Origin of the sequence: Streptomyces sp. NPDC021224, assembly GCF_044332905.1 — a bacterium.
GTDB lineage: Bacteria > Actinomycetota > Actinomycetes > Streptomycetales > Streptomycetaceae > Actinacidiphila.
On sequence record NZ_JBIRPW010000015.1, the window covers coordinates 142,824 to 168,331 of the forward strand.

24 protein-coding genes and 1 pseudogene are annotated in these 25,508 nt (G+C 75.3%); 7 read left to right on the forward strand and 18 right to left on the reverse strand.

Features of this window, described 5'->3' with window-relative positions:
• Nucleotides 1–93: 93 nt before the first annotated feature.
• From ACH4PY_RS29255 to ACH4PY_RS29265, 3 genes are all read right to left on the reverse strand, one after another.
• Entirely contained in the window at nucleotides 94–366 is a 273-nt protein-coding gene (locus ACH4PY_RS29255; RefSeq protein ID WP_398189395.1) for a hypothetical protein, read from the reverse strand.
• A 46-nt stretch (nucleotides 367–412) separates the two neighbouring features.
• Complete coding sequence (locus ACH4PY_RS29260; protein ID WP_398189398.1) at nucleotides 413–1,597, reverse strand: hypothetical protein; 1,185 nt, start codon at nucleotides 1,595–1,597, stop codon at nucleotides 413–415.
• 213 nt (nucleotides 1,598–1,810) lie between these two features.
• Nucleotides 1,811–4,636 carry a glycoside hydrolase family 3 C-terminal domain-containing protein gene (locus ACH4PY_RS29265; protein WP_398189401.1) on the reverse strand — a complete coding sequence of 942 codons (2,826 nt, stop codon included), beginning with the start codon at nucleotides 4,634–4,636 and terminating at the stop codon, nucleotides 1,811–1,813.
• A gap of 657 nt (nucleotides 4,637–5,293) precedes the next feature.
• On the opposite strand from ACH4PY_RS29265, the gene ACH4PY_RS29270 reads away from it, so the two are divergent.
• Both ACH4PY_RS29270 and ACH4PY_RS29275 read left to right on the forward strand, forming a co-directional pair.
• Nucleotides 5,294–6,298, forward strand: a complete 1,005-nt coding sequence (locus ACH4PY_RS29270; RefSeq protein ID WP_398189403.1) for a hypothetical protein — start codon at nucleotides 5,294–5,296, stop codon at nucleotides 6,296–6,298.
• Nucleotides 6,299–6,662: 364 nt separating this feature from the next.
• A pseudogene (locus ACH4PY_RS29275) lies at nucleotides 6,663–7,046 on the forward strand (peroxidase family protein); the annotation flags it as partial.
• A gap of 101 nt (nucleotides 7,047–7,147) precedes the next feature.
• Here the strand turns inward: ACH4PY_RS29275 and ACH4PY_RS29280 are convergent.
• Both ACH4PY_RS29280 and ACH4PY_RS29285 read right to left on the reverse strand, forming a co-directional pair.
• Nucleotides 7,148–7,855: an NUDIX domain-containing protein gene (locus ACH4PY_RS29280; RefSeq protein WP_398189406.1), complete on the reverse strand. Its 708-nt coding sequence runs from the start codon at nucleotides 7,853–7,855 to the stop codon at nucleotides 7,148–7,150.
• Complete coding sequence (locus ACH4PY_RS29285) at nucleotides 7,852–8,241, reverse strand: DUF4406 domain-containing protein (RefSeq protein ID WP_398189410.1); 390 nt, start codon at nucleotides 8,239–8,241, stop codon at nucleotides 7,852–7,854. Before ACH4PY_RS29285 ends, ACH4PY_RS29280 begins: the two co-directional genes overlap by 4 nt.
• A gap of 49 nt (nucleotides 8,242–8,290) precedes the next feature.
• Between ACH4PY_RS29285 and ACH4PY_RS29290 the strand changes: the two genes are divergently transcribed.
• Complete coding sequence (locus ACH4PY_RS29290; RefSeq protein WP_398189412.1) at nucleotides 8,291–9,052, forward strand: DeoR/GlpR family DNA-binding transcription regulator; 762 nt, start codon at nucleotides 8,291–8,293, stop codon at nucleotides 9,050–9,052.
• A gap of 134 nt (nucleotides 9,053–9,186) precedes the next feature.
• Here ACH4PY_RS29290 and ACH4PY_RS29295 read toward each other — a convergent pair whose 3' ends face one another.
• The 4 genes from ACH4PY_RS29295 to ACH4PY_RS29310 are packed head-to-tail and all read right to left on the reverse strand — an operon-like array spanning nucleotide 9,187 to nucleotide 13,034.
• Nucleotides 9,187–9,855, reverse strand: coding sequence for a response regulator (locus ACH4PY_RS29295; protein WP_398189414.1), 669 nt, complete (start codon nucleotides 9,853–9,855; stop codon nucleotides 9,187–9,189).
• On the reverse strand, nucleotides 9,852–11,216 hold the full coding sequence (locus ACH4PY_RS29300) for a sensor histidine kinase (RefSeq protein WP_398189416.1): 1,365 nt from the start codon (nucleotides 11,214–11,216) through the stop codon (nucleotides 9,852–9,854). Before ACH4PY_RS29300 ends, ACH4PY_RS29295 begins: the two co-directional genes overlap by 4 nt.
• A 28-nt stretch (nucleotides 11,217–11,244) precedes the next feature.
• A complete protein-coding gene (locus tag ACH4PY_RS29305) occupies nucleotides 11,245–12,087 on the reverse strand; it encodes an ABC transporter permease (protein WP_398189419.1) in 843 nt (280 codons plus the stop codon).
• The gene (locus ACH4PY_RS29310) at nucleotides 12,084–13,034 is read right to left on the reverse strand and encodes an ABC transporter ATP-binding protein (protein ID WP_398189422.1); all 951 of its coding nucleotides are present in this window, start codon (nucleotides 13,032–13,034) and stop codon (nucleotides 12,084–12,086) included. Before ACH4PY_RS29310 ends, ACH4PY_RS29305 begins: the two co-directional genes overlap by 4 nt.
• Before the next feature lie 238 nt (nucleotides 13,035–13,272).
• On the opposite strand from ACH4PY_RS29310, the gene ACH4PY_RS29315 reads away from it, so the two are divergent.
• Nucleotides 13,273–14,082, forward strand: a complete 810-nt coding sequence (locus ACH4PY_RS29315; protein WP_398189425.1) for a hypothetical protein — start codon at nucleotides 13,273–13,275, stop codon at nucleotides 14,080–14,082.
• On the opposite strand, the gene ACH4PY_RS29320 is transcribed toward ACH4PY_RS29315, so the two are convergent.
• The 4 genes from ACH4PY_RS29320 to ACH4PY_RS29335 form a co-directional block, all read right to left on the reverse strand.
• On the reverse strand, nucleotides 14,013–15,074 hold the full coding sequence (locus tag ACH4PY_RS29320; RefSeq protein ID WP_398189428.1) for a M56 family metallopeptidase: 1,062 nt from the start codon (nucleotides 15,072–15,074) through the stop codon (nucleotides 14,013–14,015). The genes ACH4PY_RS29315 and ACH4PY_RS29320 overlap by 70 nt on opposite strands.
• Nucleotides 15,075–15,186: 112 nt before the next feature.
• Nucleotides 15,187–15,609 carry a BlaI/MecI/CopY family transcriptional regulator gene (locus ACH4PY_RS29325; RefSeq protein ID WP_398189431.1) on the reverse strand — a complete coding sequence of 141 codons (423 nt, stop codon included), beginning with the start codon at nucleotides 15,607–15,609 and terminating at the stop codon, nucleotides 15,187–15,189.
• 30 nt (nucleotides 15,610–15,639) lie between these two features.
• Nucleotides 15,640–16,398, reverse strand: coding sequence for a polysaccharide deacetylase family protein (locus ACH4PY_RS29330; protein ID WP_398189532.1), 759 nt, complete (start codon nucleotides 16,396–16,398; stop codon nucleotides 15,640–15,642).
• A 29-nt stretch (nucleotides 16,399–16,427) separates the two neighbouring features.
• The gene (locus ACH4PY_RS29335; protein ID WP_398189434.1) at nucleotides 16,428–17,753 is read right to left on the reverse strand and encodes a glycosyltransferase; all 1,326 of its coding nucleotides are present in this window, start codon (nucleotides 17,751–17,753) and stop codon (nucleotides 16,428–16,430) included.
• A 427-nt stretch (nucleotides 17,754–18,180) separates the two neighbouring features.
• On the opposite strand from ACH4PY_RS29335, the gene ACH4PY_RS29340 reads away from it, so the two are divergent.
• Nucleotides 18,181–19,044: a universal stress protein gene (locus tag ACH4PY_RS29340; protein WP_398189437.1), complete on the forward strand. Its 864-nt coding sequence runs from the start codon at nucleotides 18,181–18,183 to the stop codon at nucleotides 19,042–19,044.
• A 174-nt stretch (nucleotides 19,045–19,218) separates the two neighbouring features.
• Nucleotides 19,219–20,094, forward strand: a complete 876-nt coding sequence (locus ACH4PY_RS29345) for a universal stress protein (protein ID WP_398189440.1) — start codon at nucleotides 19,219–19,221, stop codon at nucleotides 20,092–20,094.
• Between the two features lie 50 nt (nucleotides 20,095–20,144).
• On the opposite strand, the gene ACH4PY_RS29350 is transcribed toward ACH4PY_RS29345, so the two are convergent.
• Complete coding sequence (locus tag ACH4PY_RS29350; RefSeq protein ID WP_398189442.1) at nucleotides 20,145–20,801, reverse strand: helix-turn-helix domain-containing protein; 657 nt, start codon at nucleotides 20,799–20,801, stop codon at nucleotides 20,145–20,147.
• A 309-nt stretch (nucleotides 20,802–21,110) separates the two neighbouring features.
• Between ACH4PY_RS29350 and ACH4PY_RS29355 the strand changes: the two genes are divergently transcribed.
• A complete protein-coding gene (locus tag ACH4PY_RS29355; RefSeq protein WP_398189445.1) occupies nucleotides 21,111–22,832 on the forward strand; it encodes a GAF domain-containing sensor histidine kinase in 1,722 nt (573 codons plus the stop codon).
• 129 nt (nucleotides 22,833–22,961) lie between these two features.
• On the opposite strand, the gene ACH4PY_RS29360 is transcribed toward ACH4PY_RS29355, so the two are convergent.
• The 4 genes from ACH4PY_RS29360 to ACH4PY_RS29375 form a co-directional block, all read right to left on the reverse strand.
• Entirely contained in the window at nucleotides 22,962–23,654 is a 693-nt protein-coding gene (locus tag ACH4PY_RS29360) for a response regulator (RefSeq protein ID WP_398189447.1), read from the reverse strand.
• Between the two features lie 494 nt (nucleotides 23,655–24,148).
• Nucleotides 24,149–24,433 carry a hypothetical protein gene (locus ACH4PY_RS29365; protein WP_398189450.1) on the reverse strand — a complete coding sequence of 95 codons (285 nt, stop codon included), beginning with the start codon at nucleotides 24,431–24,433 and terminating at the stop codon, nucleotides 24,149–24,151.
• Nucleotides 24,434–24,734: 301 nt separating this feature from the next.
• Nucleotides 24,735–25,097, reverse strand: a complete 363-nt coding sequence (locus ACH4PY_RS29370; RefSeq protein WP_398189453.1) for a PP2C family protein-serine/threonine phosphatase — start codon at nucleotides 25,095–25,097, stop codon at nucleotides 24,735–24,737.
• Complete coding sequence (locus ACH4PY_RS29375) at nucleotides 25,052–25,492, reverse strand: SpoIIE family protein phosphatase (RefSeq protein ID WP_398189456.1); 441 nt, start codon at nucleotides 25,490–25,492, stop codon at nucleotides 25,052–25,054. Before ACH4PY_RS29375 ends, ACH4PY_RS29370 begins: the two co-directional genes overlap by 46 nt.
• Nucleotides 25,493–25,508: the final 16 nt, after the last annotated feature.

The window sequence follows — 25,508 nt, forward strand, 5'->3', positions numbered from 1 at the left end:
ACTGCCGAGCCATTAGCTTAGGCAAACCTTAGCAGTTGGTCTACAGCTGTGTAGACGAAGATCCGGTGGGAGGGCCCGTTCATCCTGCGTCGGTCACTCCGCGTCGATCACCTGGCCGTCGAACTCCCCGCCGTGGCACGTCAGCGCCCCGCCCTCCGTGACGGGGTGGCCGCCCCCGACGAGGCAGTCCTCCATCCAGATCCCGGCGACGGAAGGGGAGGTGGGGGACGTGGCCACTGCGACGGCGAGCGGCGCGGTGGTCAGCAGTGCGGTGGTGAACAGTGCGGTGGTGAGCAGGACGGTGGTGACGGCGCGTCGCATCGGCGGCACTCCTTCGAAGGGGACGTATCCGTGCACCTCGTGCATTTCCTTCCCCTTGCGGGAATATGCCGCCGTCACCTGAAGGATGCGCTCACGAGAACCCGCCGCCCGCGGGCGCGTCCAGGGCCACCCTTTCGGCGAAGTCGGCGTACGCGGGTGCGTAGGTCCGTGCCGCGACCAGGAACATGGCACGGTCGGTGAGGGCGCGGGCCAGGCGTGCGGGGCTGCCCGGCAGGCAGCGGGCGAGGGCCACCCCCTCGTCGAAGTACGGCGCGAACCGCTCCCCGAACCGGTGCGGACGGTCGCCCTCGCGGACCGCCGCGCGCATGACGATCCTGCGCCGGACGTCGGCCAGTTCGGGCAGCCGGCCGGCCTCGCGCAGCCGCGCCGCCTCCGCTTCGAGGTCCGGCAGCATGCCGAGGAACCCTTCCCGTGCCTGGCGCGACCACCCGAACTCCGCGCCGAACGGCGGCATCGGCGCTGCGCGGCTCGGGGCGGGTTCGGCCGCCCGCCCCGACAGCAGGAAGAGCGATCTCCACCACGAGAGGATGCAACTCGGGTTCCCCGCCTCGCCCGTGGCCGCGAGCTGCTCCAGGACGCCCAGGGCCTCGCGCCGGGCGTCCGCCGCGCCCGCCCGGTCCCCGGCGGCCTCCCGCACCCGGGAGAGGTGGACCAGCTCCCAGGTGAGGATCGCCCGCAGGGTGCGCCGCCCGTCCGTCTTGCGCCGGGTCTTCCGGAGGTGTTCGCCGAGGACGGCCGACGCCGCGTCGTACCGCCCGGCGGCCTCCAGGTTCGCCGCCCGCCGCACCGCCTCCCAGAAGGAGGTGTCCGGGTTCCCGGTGCGGGCGGCTTCCTCGTCGACCTCCGCGGCCTCCCCGAAGCGCCCCTCCTCGGCCAGCGCGCTCGCCAGGGGCGCGCTCCGGCCCGCCTCTGCCAGCTCCGCGCAGACCGCGAGCCCTTCCGCCCTGCGGCCCAGGGCGAACAGCGAGGCCTGGTGGGCGTCGAGGGCCTGACGCAACCGCCCCGCCCGGTTCGGTTCCCCGGCCGGTGTCCCGCGCGCGGCCCGGACGGCCTCGGCGGCCAGTGCGAGGTCCACCTGCGGATCCCGGCTGTCGTAGCGCAGTTCGAGCAGGGCGTCGACGAGCCTCGGCCGGTACGCCCGTGGGCTCACCTCGGCCAGGACCCGGTACGCGCCCACCAGTTCGGCCCGGCTCGGCCGGCCGGACCCGAGCAGCACCGCGCGGGCGCGCAGCACCGGGTCGTGATCGATCGTCACCGTTCCCCCTGTCTCCTGACGACGCACGAAGGAGATTGTGGGAGGCGGGGAACGGACCGGACAAGCCGCGCGAACTGTGCGTTCCGTCCTACGAAATACGGCGCCGGCCTGTCATGATGGACATGCTTTCGCCCCTGTTCCGCGATACGGGCGCGCCCTGTGGTGAGCGGGCGCCGCGGGGCACCCGGGCGTGGCCCGGATGCCCCGGAGGACTCAGGACCGGCGCCAGATCTGGTTGGCGCTGCCCGCGCAGTCCCAGATCTGCACCTGGGTGCCCGGAGTGGTGGACCGGTCGGTGTCGTCCAGGCACCTGCCCGACCCGGTGTTGCGCAGGGTGCCGTCGGCCTGCGGCTGCCAGCTCTGCGCGCCGGTGCCGTTGCAGGTGTAGAGCTGCACCTTGGTGCCGTTGGCGGTCCCGGCGGCGGTCACGTCCAGGCACTTGCCGAGCGCCCGCACCGTCCCGTCGGTGCCCACCGTCCACTGCTGGGCGGTGGTGCCGTTGCAGGTGTAGACGTCGACCTTCGTGCCGTCGGCGGAGTTCGCGCCCGCCACGTCCAGGCACAGCCCCTGGTAGCCGACGAGCTGGCCGGAGAGGGCGGCGTCCGCCGGGACCACCGTCCACAGGAAGGACGCCGAGGCGGTGGCGCCGGCCGCGTCCCGTGCAGTGACCGTCACGGTGCTGGTGCCCGCGGCGGTGGGGGTGCCGGTGACGGCGCCCGAGGACGAGATCGAGACCCCCGCGGGCAGCCCGGTCGCGGTGAACGCCGGGGTCTGGCCCGCCGTGGTGTCGTGCGCGCCCATCTGCACGGAGACCGCCGCGCCCGTCAGGCCCTCCTGTGCGCCCGGGTTCGTCAGCGTCAGCGGGGTGCCGAGCTGGGCGGCGGTCACGTCGAGCGTGCCGGTCAGCGGCAGGCCGCGCGAGGAGTCGCCCACGGAGATGCCGTAGCCGCCGGTCGCGGTCTTCCACGTGCCGGACGCCGCGTCGTACGCCTGGAGGTCGCTCTGGCCGACCTGGAAGGTGACCGTCCGGCTCGCGCCGGGCTGGAGCGTGACCCGGCTGAAGCCGCGCAGCTCGCGCGGCGCGTCACCGGCCGCCGACGGCTTGCCGACGTACAGCTGCGCGACATCCGAGCCTGCCCGCGAGCCGGTGTTGGTGACGGTGGCGGTCACCGTGGCCGTCCCACCGGCCGTCAGCGTGCCCACGTGCAGGTCGCTGAAGGCGAAGGAGGTGTACGACAGGCCGTAGCCGAACGGGAAGAGCGGGGTGAGGTTGTTCGCGTCGTAGTAGCGGTAGCCGACGTCCACGCCCTCGGAGTACTGCACCTGGCCGTTGCTGCCCGGCCACTGCGCGGTGGTGTGCGCGGGGACCTGGGAGAGGGAGGCGGGGAAGGTCACCGGGAGATGGCCGGACGGGTTGGTGTCGCCGAACAGCAGCGACGCGATGGCCGTGCCGTCGTTCTGGCCCGGATACCACGCCTCCAGGACACCCTTGACGGAGTTCAGCCACGGCATGGTCACCGCGGAGCCGGTGTTGAGCACCACGACGGTGTTCGGGTTGGCGGCCGCGACCGCCGAGACCAGGCTGTTCGCCGAGGACGGCAGGTCGATGCCGCCCAGGTCGCTGCCCTCGGACTCGAAGTCGCTGACGAACACCACCGCGGCCGACGAGGAGGCCGCGAGCGACGCGGCCGAGGAGGTGTTCGACCCGCTGTCGTACTTCACGCTGACGCCGCTGCCGGCCCGCGCGGTGATGCCCTGCAAGGGGGTGACCGTGCCGATGGAGCCGACCGCCGCGCTGCCGCCGCCCGCGGTCTGCGGGCTGCCGGAGGCGTCGGCGCCGATCACCGCGATCGAGGAGGTGCCCGAGCCGAACGGCATCACACTGCCGCTGTTCTTGAGCAGCACGGTGCCCTCGGCGGACAGCTGCGTGGCCGTGTCCTTGTTCGCCGCGCTGGTGGCGACCGCGCCCGGTGAGCCGGTGGGCGCCTTGTCGAACAGCCCGAAGGCGAACATCTCGGTGAGGATGCGGCCGGTCATCGTGTTGAGAGTGGCCTGGCTGACCGAGCCGCCGTTGACCGCGTTCGTCAGCGCGCTGCCGAAGAAGCCGTCGTTGCCCGGCATGTCCTGGTCCATACCGGAGTTCGCCGAGGGGGCCGTGGAGTGGGTGGCGCCCCAGTCGGAGGTGACGAAGCCCTGGAAGCCGTACTGCTGGCGCAGCACGGTGTTCAGCAGGTACGGGTTCTGGCAGGCGTAGGTGCCGTTGACGGTGCTGTAGGAGCACATCACGGACGAGGCCGCGCCCTGCCCCACCGCGTCACGGAAGGCGGGCAGATAGATCTCCTGCATGGCCTTGTCGCTGATCACCGCGTTGTCCGAAGGGGTGTTGCGGCTGGTCTCCTGGTTGTAGACGGCCAGATGCTTGACCTGCGCCATCACCCCGGTGGACTGCACGCCGCGGATGTTCGCCGCGCCCATCTGCCCGTTGAGGTACGGGTCCTCGCCGATCGACTCGAACGCCCGGCCCCAGCGCGGGTCCCGGTCGATGTTGATGGTCGGGCCGAGGTCCACCGTGGTGCCCTTGGCGGCCTGTTCGGCGCCGATGACATGGCCGTACGACTGCTCGGCGGCGGTGTCCCAGGTGGCGGCGACGGCGACCGGGGCCGGGAGCTGGGTGACGTTCGTCATCCCGTCGGCGACGCCCGCCGGTCCGTCCTCCAGGTTCATCGCCGGGATGCACAGCGACGGGATCGCCGCGGTGAAGCCCACGTAGCTGGAGCCGCCGCTGCCGGTGGCCAGGCTCACCTTCTGGGCGGTGGTCATCTGCGCGAGGACCTGGGAGACCCGGTCCGGGATCGGAGCGGTGGAGTGCACCCAGGGACAGGCGCTCGCCGCCGCGGGGGCGGCGCCGGTGCCGGGCGCGGCGGCCCGCGCCGCGGGGGCGGTGACGGCGCCCGCCGCTCCGGCGCTGGCGGCGGCCAGGAGCAGGGCGGCGAGATACGGCGTCCGCCGCCGCGCCGGTTTCTTGCGGAACGTGTGCACGATGCCTCCAAGCATCTGCCGAGGGGGAGTTCCGGTGGGGGGACCTCGGGCGGGGCGTGTTCCGGCGGTGCCGGTGGGGGATCGGGAGCGGGCGGTCGTGGGGACGGGCGCGGTCCTCCTCGGGGTACGTTTCGGGACGTGGAGACAAGCCCGTGGTGGCGGCCACCGCCCGGGGACGTCCTGCCGGGCACGTGCGGTGGGGGCGGAGCGCTCTCGTGGAGCCGTCCGTCCCCGCGGCCCGTCGCGGGACCGGCGACCGGTTTGCCGGGCTGCGGCCGGTTGTGTGCCCGTGGTGCGGGTGTGATTGAACTCGCATGACAGGTCCGGGTCAAGGTCTGGACCACGATCAGGACCAGCCTTTGACCCGCGGCCCGGCATCCGGGCTGTCCGTTCACAAGATGAAGCCATGGTTCGCGCATCCCGGCGAGGTAAACGGTTCACGCTTCAACCTCGGAAGGGTGCGTGACCGTCCGGCGTCCCGGTGCATCCGTTTCGCCGCCTGCCGCGTCCTTCCCGACGTCGCCGCCACCGCCCGGACTTCCGGACGGCGGCACCCGGGCCCCGCGAGGGCCGCGGAGGCGAGCAGGCCGACCGGCGCGCGGGGCGCGCGAGGAGAACACGGAAGGACAGGGGCGGGCGATGGGGATGCGGGCGAAAGTGATCACGGGGGCCGTCGTGCTCGCCGCGGCGGCGGTCACGGGGTGCGGCGGCGGTGGCACCGCAGACCCCGCGGCGGCCAGTGACCCGCTGCGCACCGAGCTGGGCAGGATCACCGACACGGCCGGGCACCGCGCCTGGGTCGACTTCGGCGACCTCGCCGCCCAGCGCAAGGCCGGCCTGACGGGCTCGGACCCGGCGGCCTCGCAGCTCAGCGGGCACGGATGGGAGGAGGTGGCGCCCTACGTCCAGCTCACGCAGGAGAGTTTCGGCTTCGACGGCCGCAAGGCGGACCTCGCCGTCGAGGCGGGCAACCCGCCCGACACCGGCGGCCGGCTCGACGGCGGCATCGACCCGGCCGCGGTGACACCCAAGATCGAGGGACTCGGCGGCAAGCAGGAGAAGGACGGCCCGGCGGGGAAGACCTGGCGCCTCCAGCAGGACCACAAGATCTCCATGACCGGTCCGCTCGCGAGCACGTTCACCGGCGCGGCGCTCGGGCAGTTCAACCTCGTGCGCACCGGCGGCTCGTCGCTCGTCCACGCGCCCGCGCTGGCCGCGCTCGACGGCGTCGACGCCGACGGCGGTCACACCCTGGGCGGCGACCCCGCCTTCACCGCGGTCGCGGAGTGCCTCGACCACCCGCTGGCCGCCGAGCTGACCGACCGCGGGACCGGTGACCTCAGGTCCGGCGCGGGCGGCGCGGTGCTCGGCGTCGGCACCCGCGGCGACTCGGCGGGGAGCCTGACGAACGAGCTGTGCCGCACGAACTCCTCCGCGTCCGCCGCGCAGGCGCTCGCGGCGCGGCTGCGCACCCGGCTCGCCTCGGGCACCTCGCGCTCCGCCGACCAGCCGTGGTCGCAGCTGCTGACGGGTGCGAAGGTCACGGTCGAGGGCGGCCCGCAGCACGTCGTCCGGCTCACGGGCCGTCCTGCCGACGGCCGCGGCGACGTGCTGATGCGCGCGCTGACCACGGGCGATCTCGCGGGGCTCCTCGGCGGCTGAGCCGCACCGCGCCGGGGGACGCGGGCGCGTGCCCCGGCCGGTGTCGCGCGCGACCGCGGCGGGGTGCGGCCGGTCGGGGGGCCCATGAAGGGGGACGGCATCCGGCAGTGGCGGCCCAACCGCCTCACCCTCGACGTGGCCATGCGCGTCGATCCCGCCTACGCGCGGATCTGCCGGCGCTTCCTGGAGCACCCGGACGAGTTCGCCGACGCCTTCGCCCGGGCCTGGTTCAAGCTGACGCACCGCGACATGGGACCGGTCGGCCGCTACCCGGGGCCCGAGGCGCCGGCCGAGCAGCTGGGTCGCGTGGGCGTCGGCCGCCACCTTCCGGCGCAGCGACAAGCGCGGCGGCGCCCACGGCGCCCGTATCCGGCCGGCGCCGCAGAAGGACTGGGAGGCCAACGAACCCCGGTGGCTCGCCGGTGTCCTGGACCGCCTGGGCGGGGTGCGCGAGGCCTTCGACTCCGCCCGCCCGGCGGGCGGCGGCGTCTCCGTCGCCGACCTCGTCGGCCTGGCCGGGTGCGCCGGGGTGGAGAAGGCGGCACGCGACGCCGGCCACCCCGTCCGGGTGCCCTTCACCCCCGGCCGGGTCGACGCCGCCCAGGACCGGACCGACGTCGAAGGGTTCGCCCCCTGGAAACGGTCGCCGCCGGCTTCCGCAACCACCTCGGCAAGGACGACAGCCTGCCCGCCGAGCACCGCCCCGTCGACCAGGCCGATCTGCTCATGCTCGGTCCGCGCGCGATGACCGTGCTGCTCGGCGGGCTGCGCGTCCTCGGGGCGACCTACCAGGGCACCTCCATGAGCGTTCTCACCGCCGCCCCCGGGCGGTGATCCGCTCGGGGGCCGTCACCGGCCGGTGACCGGCCGGTGCGCACCGCCGCCGGTGCCCGCCGCGGGGGAGAACGGGCCGTCGAGGGCGGCCCACTGCAGGAGCAGGACGGTCTTGCCGTCCGCGATCCGTCCGTCGCGGACCATGGCGAGGGCTTCGGTGAACGGCAGTTCCAGCACGTCGATGTCCTCGCCCTCCTCCTCCAGCCCGCCGCCGTTCCCGGTGCGGTCGGCCGCCGTGTAGGGGGCGGCGTAGAAGTGCAGGCGCTCGGTGACCGAGCCGGGGCTCATGTACGCGTCGAGGACATGGGTGAGCGGACCGAGAACGACGCCGAGTTCCTCCGCGCTCTCGCGCCGGACGGCCACGAGCGGGTCGTCGCCGTCGAGCAGCCCGGCCGCGGCCTCGACGAGCATGCCGTCGGGATGGCCGTTGACGTAGGCCGGGTAGCGGAACTGACGGGTGAGCAGCACGCAGCCGCGCCCGGCGTCGAAGGGCAGCACGACCGCGCCGTTGCCGCGGTCGTAGGTCTCCCGCTGCTGGGTGACCCAGCGTCCGTCGCGGCGGCGGTAGTCGAAGGTGGTCCGGCGCAGGACGTGCCACCCCTGGGACGTGAGCTCCACGTCGCGGACGACGACGCCGGGGTTGCGGTCCAGATCGCGCCCGGCCCGGTCCAGCCCGGTACGGCCGCGGTGGTCCGGGACGTCGACGCCGGGGCGGGCGTTCACGCGGTCTCCCCGGCCGCCTGGAGCCGCCGCGGGATCTCGTCCACCGAGTGGTAGACGGGCAGGCCGCGGCCGCGGGCGACGGCGACGTCCTGATCGGCTCCGGTGGACTCGCCGGGGAGCCGCAGCACCGCGTCGCAGTGGGCGAGCAGGCGTTCGGCGGTCGGGTAGAGCACCTGGTCGGCGAGAGGATCGGTGGGGCCCGCGCCGGCCGCGCGCAGCACCGGCAGCGCGACCCATTCCCCGATCACGGGGAGGTGACCGGCGGCGAAGACCGGCCACGCCGCCGATTCGAGACGGGCGAGGTTGGCCGCCATGGCCCGCGGGTCGCCATGGGTGCCGGAGCGGTAGGGCCCGGCGATGAGGATGAGCATCGGCTTGTCGGTCATGGCGCGCTACGATACACGCAGAAACGTGCAAGAACGGGAGGGAACAAGGATGCTGGCTGCCGAACGGCGTGACCACCTGCTGGGCCTGCTTGCCCGGACGGGCAAGGTCGTCGCCAAGGACGTCGCCGCCGAACTGGGCATCTCCGAGGACAGTGTGCGCCGCGACCTGCGCGATCTCGCCGCCGAGGGACTGTGTCAGCGGGTCTACGGCGGCGCGCTGCCGGTGTCGCCGGCGGTCGCGGACCTCACCGCCCGGCAGGCGGTCGCCCCCGACGGCAAGAAGAAGGTCGCCGCGGTGGCCGCCGCCCTGGTGCGGCCCGGCAGCGCCCTGATCCTGGACGGCGGCACCACCGCCCTCGCCGTCGCGCGGGCGCTCCCCGCGGACCTGGCCTGCACCGTGATCACCCACAGTCCGACGGTCACGGTCGCGCTGCTGGACCGTCCGCGGGTGGAGGTCTTCCTGCTCGGCGGCCGCGTCTTCAAGCACTCCGCGGTGGCCTGCGGCGCGGCCGCGGTCGAGGCGGCCCGGAACGTCTCCGCCGATCTGTTCCTGCTCGGCGTCACCGGTGTCCACCCGGAGGCGGGACTGACCACCGGCGACGCCGAGGAGGCCGCGATGAAACGCGCCCTGGCCGCGAGATCCGCGGAGACCTACGTCCTCGCCTCGTCCGAGAAGATCGGCGCGGCCTCGCGGTTCCGGGTCCTGCCCTGGGAGGAGGTCAGCGGACTGGTCACCGACGCCGACGCCCGGCACGAGGTCCTCGGACAGCTCGCGGCGCGCGGCGTGGAGATCCTGACCCCCGACCGCTGACCGCCGGGACCGCGGCGGTCACGGGAGCACCCGGACGTCATCGGAAGGGATGCCCGGCGAGGTCGCGCAGCAGGACGTCGAGGTCACCCTCCCCGGCGCCTGACCCCGTACGGACCGCGGCACCGGCCGCGGGCTCAGCCGGTGTGCGGGCGGGCCAGGCCGTGGTCGTAGGCGAAGATCACGGCCTGGACGCGGTCGCGCGCGCCGATCTTGGCGAGGACCCTGCCGACGTGCGTCTTCACCGTGGACTCGGACAGCACGAAACGGGACGCGATCTCGGCGTTGTTCCAGCCCTGGCCGACCGCGACGAGGATCTCCCGCTCGCGGTCGGTGAGCGCCTCCAGCCCCCGCCCGGCGGCCGGGCCCGCGGGGCGGGGCGGGGCCAGGTGGGCGAACTCGCGCAGCAGGCGGCGGGTGAGGGCGGGGGCGATCACGGCGTCCCCGGCGGCGACGGCGCGGATCCCGGAGAGCAGTTCCTCGGGGCGGGCGTCCTTCAGGAGGAAGCCGCTCGCCCCGGCGCGCAGGGCCGCGTGGACGTACTCGTCGAGGTCGAAGGTGGTCAGCACCAGGACGCGGGAGCGGTCGCCGGTGGCGGTGATCCGGCGGGTGGCCTCGATGCCGTCCATACCGGGCATGCGGACGTCCATCAGGACGACGTCGGGGCGCAGCTCCGCCGCCAGGCGGACGGCCTCGGCGCCGTGCGCGGCCTCGCCCACGACCTCCGTACCGGGAACGGAGCCGAGCAGGAGGCGGAAGCCGTAGCGCTGGAGGGGCTGGTCGTCCACGACGAGCACGGTCGTCATCCGGCACCGCCCGGCGGGGTGAGGTCGAGCACGGCCTCGACGCTCCAGCCCGGCCCGTCCGGGCCCGCCCTGAGGCTTCCCCGGTAGAGGGCGGCGCGCTCGCGCATGCCCACCAGGCCGTGGCCGTCCTCGTTCACCGGGCCGCGCGTGCGGGAGTCGCCGCCCGGGCCGGTGTCCTGGACCCTGACGACCAGCCGGGTGGGTCCGGCGACGATCTCCAGGTTCACCCGGGTGCCGGTGCCGGCGTGCCTGAGGGAGTTCGTCAGGGCCTCCTGGACGATGCGGTAGACCGTCAGCTGCACCCCGCTGTCGAGGGCTTCGACGGGGCCGCAGGTGCGGTAGACGACCTCGGGGCCCGCGGCGCGTACGCCCTCGCACAGCGCGCCGATGTCGCCGAGACCGGGCTGCGGGCGCAGTTCCGGGCCGTCCTGCGGGCTGCTCGCGGCCTCCCGCAGGACACCGAGGACGCGGCGCAGCTCGCCGAGCGCCTGGCGGCCGGTCTCGCCGATGAGGTGCAGGGCTTCCCTGCCGCGTTCGGGAGCGGCGGCGCCCGCGTAGCCCCCGGCGTCGGCGAGGGTGATGATGACGGCCAGGTTGTGGCCGACGATGTCGTGCATGTCGCGGGCCACCCGGGCGCGTTCGGCCGCGGCGGCGAGCCGGCCGCGCTGGTCCCGCTCGACCTCCAGCCGGGCCGCGCGCTCGCGCAGCCCGGCGAGCTGGGCCCGCCGCACCCGCACCATGAGGCCGAGCGCGAGGGCCGCGGTCGCCGTGCTGAACAGGAAGAACAGCGCGTCCCCGACCGACACCGCGGCCGACGCCCGCACCGCGACCAGCACCATGGCGGCGGCCGTGGCCCCGCAGGCCCACGGCAGCTGCCGCAGCCGCCCGTGCAGGGCGAGGCTGTACAGGGCGATGAACAGCGCGATGTCCGCGCGCAGCGCCGCGCCCAGCCAGAACTGGAGGACGAAGGCGCCGGTCACGGCGCCGAAGGCCACCGCGGGTCGGCGCCGCCGCCACAGCAGCGGGACGACGAGCCCGGCCTGGAGGGCGAGCATCCCGGCGACGGGCAGCCGGGCGAACGCCAGCCGGAAGCGGCGCGGCCCGTCGCCGTCCTCGCCGTGCAGCAGGTCGGGGAGGCAGAACGCCAGGAAGACCAGCGCCAGGAGCGCGGTGTCCAGCACCCACGGGTGCGCCCGGTCGGCCCGCCGCAGCCGCTGCGCGGCCCGGGAGAGCCGGGCGGCCAGCGGCCCCGCCAGGCCGGTGTCCGCGCCGGTGTCCGCCGCGGCGCTCACGGAAGGGACGGGGGCCGGGGCGGCAGCGGCCGGGGAGGCCGCTGCCGCGGGCGCACCGGGGGAGGTCATGGGGGGCACCTCCTCATCGTGCGGGCCGTCACACGTCGCTGCGCAGCAGCCGGTAGGCGGCGCCGGCCAGGGCGAGGGCCGTCCAGCCGAGGAGGACGAGCAGTCCGGCGCCGGGCGACAGGCTGGTGCTGTCGTGGGTCAGGGCGAACATCGACTCGCCCGCGTTGCTCGGCAGGTAGCGGGTGACGTCGTCCCGCCACGAGGACGGCAGCAGCGAGGCCAGGCCGGGTACGAGCATGAGCGCGGCGACGAGCACGGAGATGCCCCCGGCCACCGACCGCAGCAGCGAGCCCAGCGCCGTGCCGATCACTCCGACCAGGCCCAGGTAGAGCGCGGCGCCCAGCAGACTGCGGACGACACCGGGGTGCGAGAAGCCCATGGCCGCCGGGGTGCCCGAGACGATCCGGCTGCCGAAGAAGAAGGCGACGAACACGCCCACCAGGGCGACGGCCAGCGCGACGAGGCCGAACACCGCGGCCTTGGACCACAGCACCGGCAGCCGGCGTGGCACCGCCGCGAGCGAGGAGCGGATCATCCCGGTCGAGTACTCGCCCGCGGTGACCAGCACGCCGAGGACGCCGAGGGCCAGCTGGGCGAAGTTGGTGCCGAAGAGCGACAGGCTCACGGCGGTCGAGGTGGCGAAGTCGTGGTCCATGTGCGGGGAGCCGTACGTGGACTCGTACCGCCCGGACGCGATCAGCCCGAACGCGACCAGGAAGAGCAGGCCGAGGCCGAGGGTGATCCAGGTCGAGCGCAGGGACCAGAGCTTCTCCCACTCCGAGGCCAGCACCCGCCGCCCGGTCACCCGGTAGACGGGACGGGCGGGGGCCGCGGGCGGCGGCGTCTGCTCCGTGGCGGTGAGGGTGCTCATGCCGTCCTCCCGAGGGGTTCGGTGGTCGTGCCGCTGCCGGCGGTGGAGCCGTGGTATTCGACGGCGTCCCTGGTCAGATCCATGAAGGCCTGCTCCAGCGACACCTGGCGGGTGCTCAGCTCGAACAGCGCGATCCCGTGCTCGGCGGCCTTCAGGCCGATCTCGCGCGCGGTCAGCCCCGTCACCTGCAGCTCTTCGGAGCCGATCAGCCCGGTGACGTCCACGCCCGGCCCGGCCAGCACGTCCCGCAGCCGGGTCGGGTCCTGCGTGGCCACGGTCACGGTGTCGCCGCCCCCGGCGCGGACGAGGTCCCGCACGGTCGTGTCGGCCAGCAGCCGCCCGCGGCCCACGACGATGAGGTGGTCGGCCACCAGCGCGACCTCGCTCATCAGGTGCGAGGAGACGAAGACGGTGCGGCCCTCGGCGGCGAGCGAGGTCAGCAGGTTGCGGATCCACAGGACGCCCTCGGGGTCGAGTCCGTTGACGGGCTCGTCCAGCATCACCGTCTGCGGGTCGCCCAGCAGCGCCGCGGCGATGCCGAGCCGCTGGCCCATGCCGAGCGAGAAGGCCCCGGCCCGCTTCCTGGCCACGCTGCCGAGCCCGGCGATCTCGATGACCTCGTCGACCCGGCGCAGCGGGATGCCGTGGGTCAGCGCCAGCGCCTTGAGGTGGCGGTACGCCGAGCGGCCCGGGTGGACCGACTTCGCCTCCAGCAGGGCGCCGACCTCCTGGAGCGGCGCGCGGTGCTGCGCGTAGTGCCGGCCGTTCACCGTGACGGAGCCGCCGCTGGGGGCGTCGAGGCCGACGATCATGCGCATCGTGGTGGACTTGCCCGCGCCGTTGGGCCCGAGGAAGCCGGTCACCGTGCCGGGCCTGACGGTGAAGTCCAGGCCGTCCACCGCGGTCTTCTCGCCGTAGCGCTTGGTCAGCTGCCGTGCGTCGATCATGGGCGCGCTCTTCCTGTCGAGGGTTCGGCGTCGGTGGATCCGGCGCCTCACCTGCAACGCTAGGTCCCGGCCGCGGCGATTCGGTGGTACCGGAGGCTGAACCGTGCGGCGCCCGTGGTACCGCGGTACTACACGGCGCGCGGCCCGTTCGCGGCCATCTCCTACGAGTTGTAGTATCACGGCGGACCGCGTGATCGTCGGCGGCCCCCTCCGTCGCCGCGCCCCGCAAGGAATCCCCGTGACGTCCTCCGCACGCCACTCCCGCCCCGGCCTCACCACCGCCGGCGCCCTGCGCGTCCCGCAGATCACCGCCGTGTTCTGGCTGGTCAAGGGACTTTCGACGGCGATGGGCGAGTCCGTCTCGGACTACCTGGTGGGCGTGATGGCCCCGCCGCTCGCCGTCCTGCTGGGGTTCGCCGGATTCCTCGCCGCCCTGGTGGCCCAGTTCCGGACCGCGCGCTACCGGGCGTGGACGTACTGGTCGGCGGTGGCCGGTGTCGGCGTGTTCGGCACGATGGCCGCCGACGTCGTCCATGTCGCGATCGGCGTCCCGTACGCCGTCTCCAGCCTGTTCTACGCGCTCGTGCTGGCCGCCGTCTTCGTGTCGTGGCGGGCGACCGAGAAGACCCTGTCCGTGCACAGCATCGACACACCGCGGCGCGAGGCGTTCTACTGGGCGGCCGTCATGGCCACCTTCGCCATGGGTACGGCGCTCGGCGACCTCACCGCCGTCACCGCGCACCTCGGCTACGGCTCCTCGGCCCTCCTGTTCGCCGTCCTCATCGCGATCCCGGCGGCCGGGCGGTACTGGCTGCGCTGGGACGCGGTCCTGACGTTCTGGACCGCCTACGTCATCACCCGGCCGCTCGGCGCCTCGGTTGCCGACGGGCTCGCCAAGCCCCGCGGCAGCAGCGGGCTCGGCCTGGGCGACGGCCCGGTGGCACTGGTGCTCGCCCTGCTCATCGCCGCCCTGGTCGCCTACCTCGCGGTCAGCCGCTCCGACGTGCAGCCCGAGCCCGCCGAGCAGCTGGAGACAGTACGCAGCTGACGCGGCCCGCTCCCGGGGCGGGCCCGCCCCGGGCCGCCCGGCACGTCCGCCGCGGCGGGCAGGTGCCGGGCGGCGGCCGGACGGGACGGCGAGGCGGCCCCGTCGAACAGGGCGTCGACGTCCTGGGCGGCGAGGGCGGTGCTGGCGCAGCAGACCGTCATGAGGGCGGCGAGGCCCACGGCCAGCGGACGGCGGGCCGGGCGGCGCGGTGCCAGCAGGGCCGTGACGCGCTGCGGCACCGGCCCTGAGGTCGCCGCGAGCGCCCGCTCCGGCGGGCGTCCGGCGGCGAGGGCCGCCCGCGCGATGGCCCGCGCGACGAGCGGGCGGCCCCCCACGACATCGGCCGCCTCCTCGTCGGCCCACCGCTCCAGCGTGAAGGCGCCCGCCTTCGCCAGCGGGCGCAGCAGCGGGTTCACCGCCGCGCAGACCTGGAGGACGAGCAGGAAGACGTGGTGGCGGTGCCGCAGATGGGCGCGCTCGTGCGCCAGCAGCGCCTGCCGCTCGTCCCGGGACAGCGCGCGGAGCATCCCGGAGGAGACCACGACCCTGCCGGGCGCCCCGGGCAGGGCGAAGGCGGCCGGTGCCGGGTCGTCCACGACCGTCAGATCCCCGGTGGCGGGCAGGTCGCGGCACTCGCGCCACATCCCGACGAGCACGGTGACCCGGCGCCACGAGGCCACGACCAGCGCGGCGCCGCAGCCGATCAGCGCCAGCGCGCACGCGGCGCCCACCGGCCGGTCGAAGGGCGAGTGCGCGGCCAGCAGGTGCGGTGACCAGCGCCCGGCCTCGGCCACTTCGGGGATCTGCCCGACGATCGTGGAGCCGATCATGGCCAGGCCCGCGACCCACACCCCGGTCGAGACGACCGCGGCCGACAGCAGCAGCCACGCCGCGGTCCTGGGCGGCAGCAGGTCGCGGAAGCGCGGCGCCGCCAGCGCCAGGAGCGTGCCGACCAGCAGGGGCGCGCACAGGCCGATCCCGATGCCGCTCATCCCCGCACCGCCCGTACCGTGCTCCTCCGCGTGCCGGCCGCGCCCAGGGGGCGGCCGCGGCGCCGTCCCGGATCGCGCGGGAATCGCGCGGGCCCGCCCGTGTGCGGCACGGTCAGTCCCGTGCGCCGGAGGAGCGGGTGGCGCCGTCGTCGGGGCCGGTCATGTGGTCGCGCAGCAACTGCTCCAGCAGCTTCTCGTCCTCGGCCGGCAGTTCGGAGACGAAGCGGGCCAGCACCGCGGCGCGGTCCCCGCCGTGCTCCAGCAGATTCCGCATCCCGGCGGCCGCGTGCCCGGCCTCGTCGCGCACGGGCGAGTAGAGGTAGCTGCGCCCCGCGCGCTTCCTGGTGACCAGCCCCTTGTCGTACAGCCGGGTCAGGATCGTGAGCACGGTGGTGTACGCGGGGTCGCCCGCGACCTGCTCGCGCACGGCGCCCGCGCCGACCGGCTCGCCGGCCGCCCACAGCGCCGCGAGCACCTCGCTCTCCAGCTCGCCCGGTGCGCGCCGCCCGGCCGCCGCGCCCTGCTGCCTGCTCACATCGCCGCCCCTCGTAGAGGGACCAGACTACTACCGGGCGGGGCAGCCGCCGCGGCTGCGGCCGCCTGCCCAGCCCGCCACCGGCAGCGCGCCGTGGCCACGCAGCGGACCGACGGTGAGGCCGCGCTCCCGGCAGTGGTCCAGCAGCCCGGGGAGCGCGGCCAGGGTGGTGCGCCACGAGCCGGTGGCGGAGGTGCAGTCGGAGTCGTGCAGCAGCACGGTGCCGCCGCCGCGCAGATCGGCCAGCACCGTGTCCAGCACGCTCTGCGGGGTGGCCCGGCGGCGCCAGTCCTCGCCCCACGCGGTCCAGAGCACCGGGGTCAGCTCCAGGCGGCGGCAGGCCGCGTACGTACCGGCGGTCATGATCCCGTACGGCGGCCGGTAGAGCCGGGGCGGGCGGCCGGTGAGGCGGCCGAGCAGGTCCCGCGCGCGGGCCAGTTCGTCGTAGGCCGCGCGCGGGCGGTGCAGCAGCGCGGGCCGGTGGGACCAGCCGTGCACGGCGATCTCGTGCCCCGCCTCGGCCATCTCCGTCACCAGGCCGGGGGAGCGGACGGCCATCGAGCCGAGGAGGAAGAAGGTGGCCCGGACCCCGCGGGCGTCGAGCAGCCGCAGGAAGTGCGGTGTCGACAGGTGGTCGGGCCCGTCGTCGAAGGTGAGCGCCACGTCGTCGGGCCGGCCCCGCCCGGACAGCCGCGGCATGAGCCGGTTGCGCAGCGGCCCGAAGGTCGACAGGGCCGGTCCCGCGTGCACGGCCAGGAGCGCGGAGGCGGCCACCGCCCCGGTGCGCAGGGCGGTACGGGTCACGGAGGTGCGGGTGGTCACTTGCTGTCCCCTTCGAGGAGGTGGGTGATCGCGCCGAAGCTCTGCGGCGAGTCGGCGTACGCCTCGACGACCGGTGCGCCGATGCCGAGCCCCGCGACGACCGCGGTGGCGGCCATCGCGAGGGCGAGCCGCGGACGGCGGCGCACCCGCGCCGCGGGCGGTACGGCGGGGGCCGGTGCGCGCTCCGCGACGGCGGCCACCGCAGCTACCGCAGCCACCGGGTCACGGCCGGGAGCGAACAGCTCCAGGCCGAGGGCGCGCTGCCGCGCCCCGAGCGGGCCGTGCAGCACGTCCCGCAGCCCGGCGGCGAGTTCCGGCGCCTGGCGGATCCACAGCGCGAGGCCCGCTTCCTGGAGCGCGGCGGCGTTGGCCCGTCCGTGACCGGGTATGCAGCGGTAGCTGGCCACCGGCAGTCCGGAGGCGAAGGCTTCGAGCGAGGTCAGACCCCCCGCGTTCTGCACCAGGACGTCGCACGCCCGCATCAGCTCGGGCATCTCCCGCACCCAGCCGTGGACATGACCGACGCCCGCCGCGGCCAGCCGTGCGGCGAGCGCCCGGTTGTGTCCGCAGACCACCACGGGGACGGCCGCGCCGCTGCCGCGTATCTCGGCCGCCGCCCGCTCCACCGCGCCGACGCCCCAGGAGCCGGACACCAGCAGCGCGAGCGGCGCCTGCTCGGGAAGGCCGAAGTGCCGCCGGGCCGCGAGCCGTTCACCGGGGGCGGCGGGGCGGAAGCCGGGGCGTACGACCGGTCCCGCCACCGTGACCGCCGTGGCGCCGCGGGCCCTCGCCTCCGCTCCCGGTATCGCGTGCACCGCCAGATGCAGGTCCACCCCGGGTGCCACCCACAGCGCGTGGACGGAGAAGTCGGTCAGGTACGTGACCGCGGGCACCCGGAGCGCGCCGCTGCGGCGCAGCGCACCGAGCACCTGGCTCGCCCCCGGGTACGTGGACACCACCGCGGCCGTGTCCGCGCCGACCGTCCGCACCGCGCGGCGGCCCGCGGCACGCAGCAGCGCGCGCACCGCGGCACCGGGGCGGGGCGCCTGCTCCGTCGCGGCGTAGATCCGGCGGTAGCCGGCGGGCGCCCAGGTCAGGAGCTGGTGGTAGGTGCCGCGCAGCAGTCGGCCGAGTCCCGCCGGGAGCATGTCCAGGAAGTCGTACCGGTCGACCCCGAACCCCCGCTCCTCCAGGCGGCGTTGCAGCCCGTCGGCGGCCCCGTCGTGTCCCGCGCCCATGCCCGCGGAGATGACGACGATCCGGCGCCGTCCCGCCCCGGCGGGTGCCGCCCGGGACCCGGTCGGCTCGGTGTTCGCGCTCATGTGGTCGCCCTTCTCGGCGGGCGCGCACACGCGCCGTACGTGCGATGGCGGTCCGGTCCCGGGGCACACCGGACACGCGGCCCCGCGGGGGCCGGACCGTGCGGGCCGGGGGCCGGGGGCCGCGCGTCAATCTACTACATGTTGTAGAAGTAATGGTCACGGGTGTGCGCGGGCCCGACCGGCGGTGGCGGTACGGAGGGGCAGCCTCCCGAGCGCTGCCGGGCAGCCGGTGCGCGCCGTCCGGTGTACTCCCGGACCGCGTCCCTCTCCGTTCCGTCAGCGGCCGTGGGCGGTCGACACGGTGCCCTGCGCCGTGACGGGGACCGGAGGCGACCCCGTTCGGCCCTACCGGGCCGGGCGTGCCGGGGCGGACACTGGCGGCAGAAGGGGACGTTCCGATCAGCGGCCGTGGCAGGTGGTGGCAGCGATGGTGGAGCAACTGGTCGTCGGGATCGACGGCTCGCCGGCGAGCGGGGCGGCGGCCGAATGGGCGGGGCGCGAGGCCGCCGTACGGGGTGCGGCGGTGCGCATGCTCAACGTCTGGCGTGCTCCGACGAGCAACGTGCAGTTCTCGCCCGGACCCGAGGGACTGCGTATGTGGGAGGAGGAGCGCACGCTCGAAGCCGCGCGGCGGGTGGCGGAGGACCACCCGGAGGTGGCCGTGACCGCCGAGCAGGTGGCCGGGAGCCCCGTACAGGAGCTGGTGGACGCGGCAGGAGACGCCGCGATGGTGGTCCTCGGGTCGCGCGGCGCCGGGGCGCTCGCCGGTTACGTGTACGGGTCCGTGGGCCTGCAGGTGGTGGCCCGGTGCGACCGGCCGGTGGTGCTGGTGCGCGAGCCGGGCGGCGAGCCGCGCGGGCAGGACGCGGAAGTGGTCCTCGGAGTCGACCTCGGCCGTCCCTGCGACGCCCTGATGACGTTCGCCTTCGAGGAGGCCGCGGCCCGCGGCGCCGTCCTGCGCGTGCTGCACCTGTGGGACCTGCACCGCACGTACGGCTACACGGTGCCCGCGCTCAGCCCGCAGCTGAAGCGTGAGCTGCACGTGGAGAAGACGGAGGAGCTGTCCTCGCTGGTCGAGCCGTACCGTGCGAAGTTCGCGGGAGTACGGGTCGTGGAGGACCTGGCGGAGGGGCCGGTCGTGGACGGTCTGGTGGGCGCGGGCAGGGCGGCCGGACTGCTCGTCGTGGGCCGCCGCACGCGGCGCGTGCCCCTCGGCGCCCGCATCGGGTCGTCCGCCCACGCGGTGGTGCACCACGCGCCCTGCCCGGTCGCCGTGGTCGCCCACGACTGAGCGCCGCCACGGCGCGCAGGGCCTTCCGTCCCCGGCGCAGGGCCCTTCGGCACGAGCGGGACACCCTGCCCACGGCGACCATGGAAGGGAACGGAGGAGAGCGGAACCGGGATCTCCACGGCGCTTCCCGCACACCGGCGGAGCCGTGGAGCCGAAGGGAGCGGAGGCGAGGACATGGCGGACACGGCGGCGAACGAAGGCGGCCTGGGCCCGGTCGTGGTCGGCACCGACGGCTCGGAGCACGCCGACCGGGCCGTGCTGTGGGCGGCGGCGGAGGCGGCGGCCCGCGAGCGGCCGCTGACCGTCGTCCACGGTGTGGGCGCCGAGCGGCAGGGCTACTGGACGCCGGACGAGGCCGAGGTCATCATCACCGAGGGCGGCCGGCTGCTCGACCGCGTGCAGGCCACCGTCGCCGAGCGGTATCCCGGCCTGGACGTCGCCACCACGCTCAGCAGGAGCGAGCCGGCGGCGAGCCTGCTGGAGGCCGCGGGGGCCGGGGACACGCTGGTCGTGGGCTCGCGCGGCCGGGGCGGCTTCACGTCGCTGCTGCTCGGTTCGGTCAGCCTGCGGGTCGCCGCCCGCAGCCGCGGGCCGGTGGTCGTGGTGCGGACCGTGCCCGAGGAGGCGAAAGGGACGGTGGTCGCCGCGGTCCGGGACGACGGCGACCGGGAGGTGGTGCGGTTCGCCGCCCGTACCGCCGAGCGGCGCGGGGCGGCGCTGCGGGTCGTCAGCGTGTGGATGTTCCTGGAGAACGTCGGCAGCATGGGCGCGGTGGCCGTCGACGTGGACGCCGTCGCCAGGTCCGAGGCCGAGGCGACCCGGCGGACGGTCGGTCCGGTCCGCGCCGAGTTCCCCGGCCTGACGGTCACGGAACAGGCGCTGCGCTCGCGATCGGTCGCCGGGGCGCTGGTGGACGCCTCGGAGTCGGCCGATCTGCTCGTCATGGGGACGCGGCGCCCGGCCCATGTGCTGGGCGGCGGCCTCGGACGCGTCACGCACGCGGTGCTGCACCACGCGCACTGCCCGGTGGCCGTCCTGCCGCGCAGGTGAGCCGGACCCGCTGAACCCCGGAACCGGCGGTCCCGGGGTTCTCCGCCCGGTCAGTCCGCGGTGATGCGGCGGCCGGTGATCCGCTCCGGTTCGATCCGCACCCACAGCAGGCGCCCGCCGCCTGCCCACGGCGCGGAGGCCGTCCGCGCCCCCAGGCCGCGTACGGCCCCGGGATCGGTGACGGCGGACGCGGGGCCGACGACCAGGACGCTCCAACCCTCGCTGAGCGCCTCGTCGGCCCGGTCCACCTCGAAGGCGACCCGGTGGCCGACCGCCAGCGCGGGAGCGGCGGTCCGCTCCGTCCGGAAGACGACGGCGCCGTCCACCACCGAGTAGTTGACCGGGAGGACCGCGGGACCGTCGTCCGTCGTCACCGCCACCCGGCCGATTCCGTGGTCGGACAGCAGCGTGCGGCACTCGTCGGGGTCCAGCGCGGTCAGCCGCGGGGCGTCCGCGGCCTCCCCGAGCCCCGGCGGCAGCCCGGCGTCGGCGCCGTGCAGGCGGGACACGCTGGTGTCCAGCGCCCCGGCGACCCTCAGCAGGAAGGTCGATCCCGGAGCGGCGAAAGGACGCTCCTCGACGTACCGCAGGTACTCGGGGGCGATACCGGCCCGCTCCGCCACCTGCTCACGGCTGAGGCCGAGCTCGCGCCGGCGCAGCGCCAGCCGTCGGCCGATGTCGCCCACCGGCCCGGATTCCCGTGCCATGGCGTCCGCCTCCTCACCCACCCCTGACCCGCGGCCGTTCCCCTGGCGGCGATCGCGCCGGTCTCCCCTCCCAGCCTCTCCCAGCCTCGGTGCCGCGCGGGGTCCGGCGCATGAGCAGCACGGACCCGGGGGAGGGGCCGGACGACTCTTTCCGCGGCCCGGCACCGGACGGCACGCACCGGACGGCACGCACCGGACGGCACGCACCGGACGGACCGCTCCGGGCGGCGGCCGGGCCGGGCGGCCGCTACCGTGGCAGACGGCGGGGGCGGTGCCGGGCACGGCACGCAACGCATCCCGGAGGACGCAGTGGGCCAGGCCGACGGCGGCAACGAGGCGCATCTGCCCCGGCTGGAGACCGGGCAGCTGCTCGGCGACCTGCAGGAGCGGCTGCCTCTCGCGCACGGCACGCAGAGCCGTATCCACGGCCTGCTGGAGGCGGTGCTGTCCGTCGGCAGGGAACTCGACCTCACGCACGTGCTGCGCCGGATCGTCGAAGCGGCCGCCGTGCTCGTGGACGCCGAGTACGCCGCCCTCGGGGTCGTGGAGGGCGGCCGGCTGACGCAGTTCCTCACCGTCGGGGTCTCCGCGGACGAGGCCGCGGCGATCGGACCGCTGCCCTCGGGGCACGGCATCCTCGGCGAGCTGATCCGGCACCCCGTACCGCTGCGGCTGAGCGACATCGCCGACCACCCGGCGTCGTACGGCTTCCCGCCGCACCACCCGCCGATGCACAGCTTCCTCGGGATGCCGATCCGGGTCCGCGACACGGTGTTCGGCAACCTGTACCTGACGCAGAAACGCGGCGGCGGCGGGTTCGACGACGAGGACGAGACGGTCCTCGGCACGCTCGCCGTGGCGGCGGGCGTCGCCGTCGAGAACGCCCGGCTGTACGAGGCGGCCCGTGACCGGCAGCGCTGGATCGAGGCCGACGCCGACATCGTGGCGGGCCTGCTGTCCGGCGCCGGCGAGGAGGAGGTGCTGGAGCGGATCGTCCAGCACGCCAGGGACATCGCCTCCGCCGACCTCGGCGTCCTGGCCCTGCCCGCGGGCGACGGCGACGACCTGAAGGTGATGATCGCCGTCGGAACGGGCGCGGGCGACCACCGCGGTCTTGTCCTCCCGCAGCAGGGGTCCTTCCTGGGGGCCGCGATGGCCGCGCGGGCACCGATCCTCACCGAGGACGTCCGCAAGGACCCGCGGGCGAGCGCGGGACCGCCGCGGTTCGGCGGGCTCGGGCCCGCTGTCGCCGTCCCGATGATCACCGACGAAGGAGTACGGGGGGCGGTGCTGCTGGCCCGCGAGCAGGGCGCGGTGCCCTTCTCGGAGGCCGGGACGGTGCCGCTGCTGGCGTTCACCGGCCAGGCCGCACTCGCCCTGCGGCTGGCCGAGCGGCGGCGCGTCGCGGAGCAGCTGACGGTGCTGGAGGAACGCGACCGGATCGCCCGCGACCTGCACGACCTGGCCATCCAGCGGCTCTTCGCCACCGGAATGACCCTGCAGAGCGCCGAGCGGTTCGTCGACCACCCGCAGGCGGCGGAGCGGCTGCGGCGGGCCGTGGACGACCTGGACGAGACCATCAAGATCATCCGTGCCACGATCTTCGGGCTGCGCGCCCAGGAGGCGACCGGCCGCCCGCCGGGGCTGCGCGCGCGGGCGGCGGCCGAGGCGGAGCAGGCCGCCGGGCCGCTGGGCTTCACCCCGGCGCTGCGCCTGGAAGGGCTGCTCGACACCGACGTACCGCCCGCCGTCGCGGACGAGGCGCTCGCCGTGGTGTCCGAGGCGCTGTCCAACACCGCACGGCACGCACGGGCCCGCAGCGCCGAGGTCACCCTCGCCGTGGCCGCCGGACGGCTGACCGTCACGGTCACCGACGACGGCACAGGGGTCCCGGAAGACGCTCCCCGGCGCGGACTGGCGAACCTCGCCCGGCGCGCGCAGCGGCTCGGCGGCCGGTTCGACGTCGGCCCCGGCCCCCGCGGGGGCACCCGCCTGACCTGGCGCGTACCGCTCGACCCGGCGGGCGGCTGAGGCGGTTGCCGGACACCGCGGGGGCCGGGGCCGACGTACGCGACGGCGGACGGCGGGTCGCTCCGCCGTCCGGCCGAACGGCGACCCGCGGCCCGGACACCGCGGACACGGCGGACTTCGCGGACGGCCTCAGTGGTGGCCGTCGCCCTCCCCGGCACCGCGGGTGGCGATCACGGCGGCCTGGACCCGGCGTTCCACGCCGAGCTTCGCCAGCAGCCGGGAGACGTTGTTCTTGACCGTCTTCTCGGAGAGGTAGAGCTGCTCGCCGATCTGCCGGTTGGTCAGGCCCTCGCCGACGAGGTCCAGGATCTCCCGCTCGCGCGGCGACAGCTCGTCCAGCGGCTGCTCCGTGGCGGCGGCGGGGGCGCGGTCGCCGCGCAGCGTGCTCATGAGCCGCGCCGTGGTGGCCGGGTCCAGCAGCGACTGGCCGGTGGCGACGGTACGGACCGCGTCGACGAGGTCGGCGCCCTTGATCTGCTTGAGGACGTAGCCCGCGGCCCCGGCCATGATCGCGTCCAGCAGCGCGTCGTCGTCGTCGAACGAGGTCAGCATCAGGCACGCCAGCTCGGGGACGGACGAGCGCAGCTCGCGGCACACGGTGATGCCGTCGCCGTCCGGCAGCCGCACGTCGAGCACGGCGACGTCCGGGCGCAGCGCGGGCCCCCGGGCGAGCGCGTGGTCGGCGTTGCCCGCCTCGCCGACCACCTCGATGTCCGGCTCGGCGTCCAGCAGGTCGTGCAGCCCCCGCCGGACCACCTCGTGGTCGTCGAGCAGGAACACCCGGATGGGTGACTGCGGGGAGAACTGCCCCGACTGCCCCATGACGCGCCTCCTCCGCCGTGCGCAGGGCACCGGTCGGCCGCTGCTGCTCCCGATACTCGTCCCCCGGCGCGAAGGCCGCCAGGGCCGAACGGGCCCGCGTTGCGCCCTCCGGGTGACCTGTTCGTCCCGCTGGTGGAGGTGCCCGGTCCCCGCCCGGGGCCGGACGCGCGGGGTGCGCGCCGAGGCGGTGGTGGGCGCGCTCGGCGCCGGGCACCGGGAAGGAGCTGTGGACTCCCATCTGGCCGACCGTGCACGCGGTCATCCGCCACACTCCGTCCTGCTCGCGGAAGCGGTCGACCGCGTGGCGCAGGCCGTCGGTGATCGACGAAGTCCTCGGCGAGCGCGTCGAAGCACCACGCGGCTCGGTCCGGCGGAAGTGCGTGTCCCGCAAGGGAGTCGGGAGGGTCACGACCGAGACGGCCGGCCCCTCCCGCTGGCGCGGGTACGCAAGCGTGAGCTGCCCGACCGGGGCCGGGGCGCGGCGAACGGGCCGATCAGAACGCGATCTTGTAGGTGTCGCCGTCGGCGTAGACGTGCTTGTCGTTGCCGGCGAAGACATACGCGTACTGCTTGGAGTCGCTGGCTCCCGCGAGCGTCGTCGGTGACGACCCGGTGCCCCCGTCGAAGGACTGCCAGCCGCTCCAGGTGCCGTCGTCCCGGGACCGCTGGGAGCAGTAGAACCTGCCGTCCAGACCGGTGACGGTGACGGCGACCTCGCCCATGGAGTCGAGCGCGGCGAAAACCGCGCACTTCGTGTGCCGTCCGGGATCTTCGTCCACGACGTCCCCCACGAGCCACCGGCCTTGCGGTTGACGTGCACGGCCTGGTCCGTGCCCACCGCGAACACGAACAGGTCGTCGTCCGGTCCGATGACCACCGTCGGCGGCAGGTTCGTCGTCATCCCGCCGGGAATCTCGGTCCAGCTCGTTCGGGCCTCCTTGCCGTGGCGTCGTCACAGTCTCCCCCGCAGCGGGGAGGGCCGTTCTCCGAAGCCGCAAACAGGTGGGCGCAACGGTCGAGAACCGGCCAGCACGGTCACTTCTCCGCGCGCGGCCGGTGAAGCCACGGGCGACGCCCGGTTCACCGGTCCCGCGTGCCGGGACCCGGGTCGCGGCTCGCCCCGCGCGGCATCGACGCAGCCCGCCGGGGCCGCTCCAGGACGAGGAGCGCCGAGTCGTCGTCGACGGGGCCCTGGACGTGGCGGGCGACGTCCTCGCGCAGCAGCCGGAGCGCTTCGTGCGGGGGAGCGCCCATGATGCCGCCCGCGCGGGCGGTGAGCGGATAGAAGCCGCCCTGCCCGTCGCGGGCCTCGGTCAGGCCGTCTGTGCAGAAGAGGACCTGGTCTCCCGGCCCGAGGCACAAGGTGGTGCGGCCGGGCGGTGCGCCGGTGAGATCGCTCAGGCCCAGCGGAGGGCCCGGGGCGCGCGGCTCGGCCGTCTCCACGCCTCCGCCGCGGCGCCGTACGGGGGCGGAGGGTGGCCGTAGTTGAGGATCTCGACGCTGCCGTCGTCCCTCACCTCGGCGAGCACGCCGGTGACGAACCGCTCGCCGTCGGTACGCCGGGCGAGCGCCCGCTCGATCCGTTCGCCGATCTGCGGCAGGCCGTCGAGGTATGGGGCGGACTCGCGGAAAGCCCCCAGTACGACCGACGCGACCCTGACCGCGGGCAGGCCCTTGCCCTGCACGTCCGCGACCACCAGCCGGACGCCGCCGTCCACGGCGACGGCGTCGTACAGGTCGCCGCCGACGTGCGCCGCGTCGGACGCGGACAGGTAGGAGGCCACCATCTCGGCGGCCGGCGACGGGGGCGGGAGCGGTTCGAGGAGGAGCCGCTGCACGGTGTTGCCACGACCT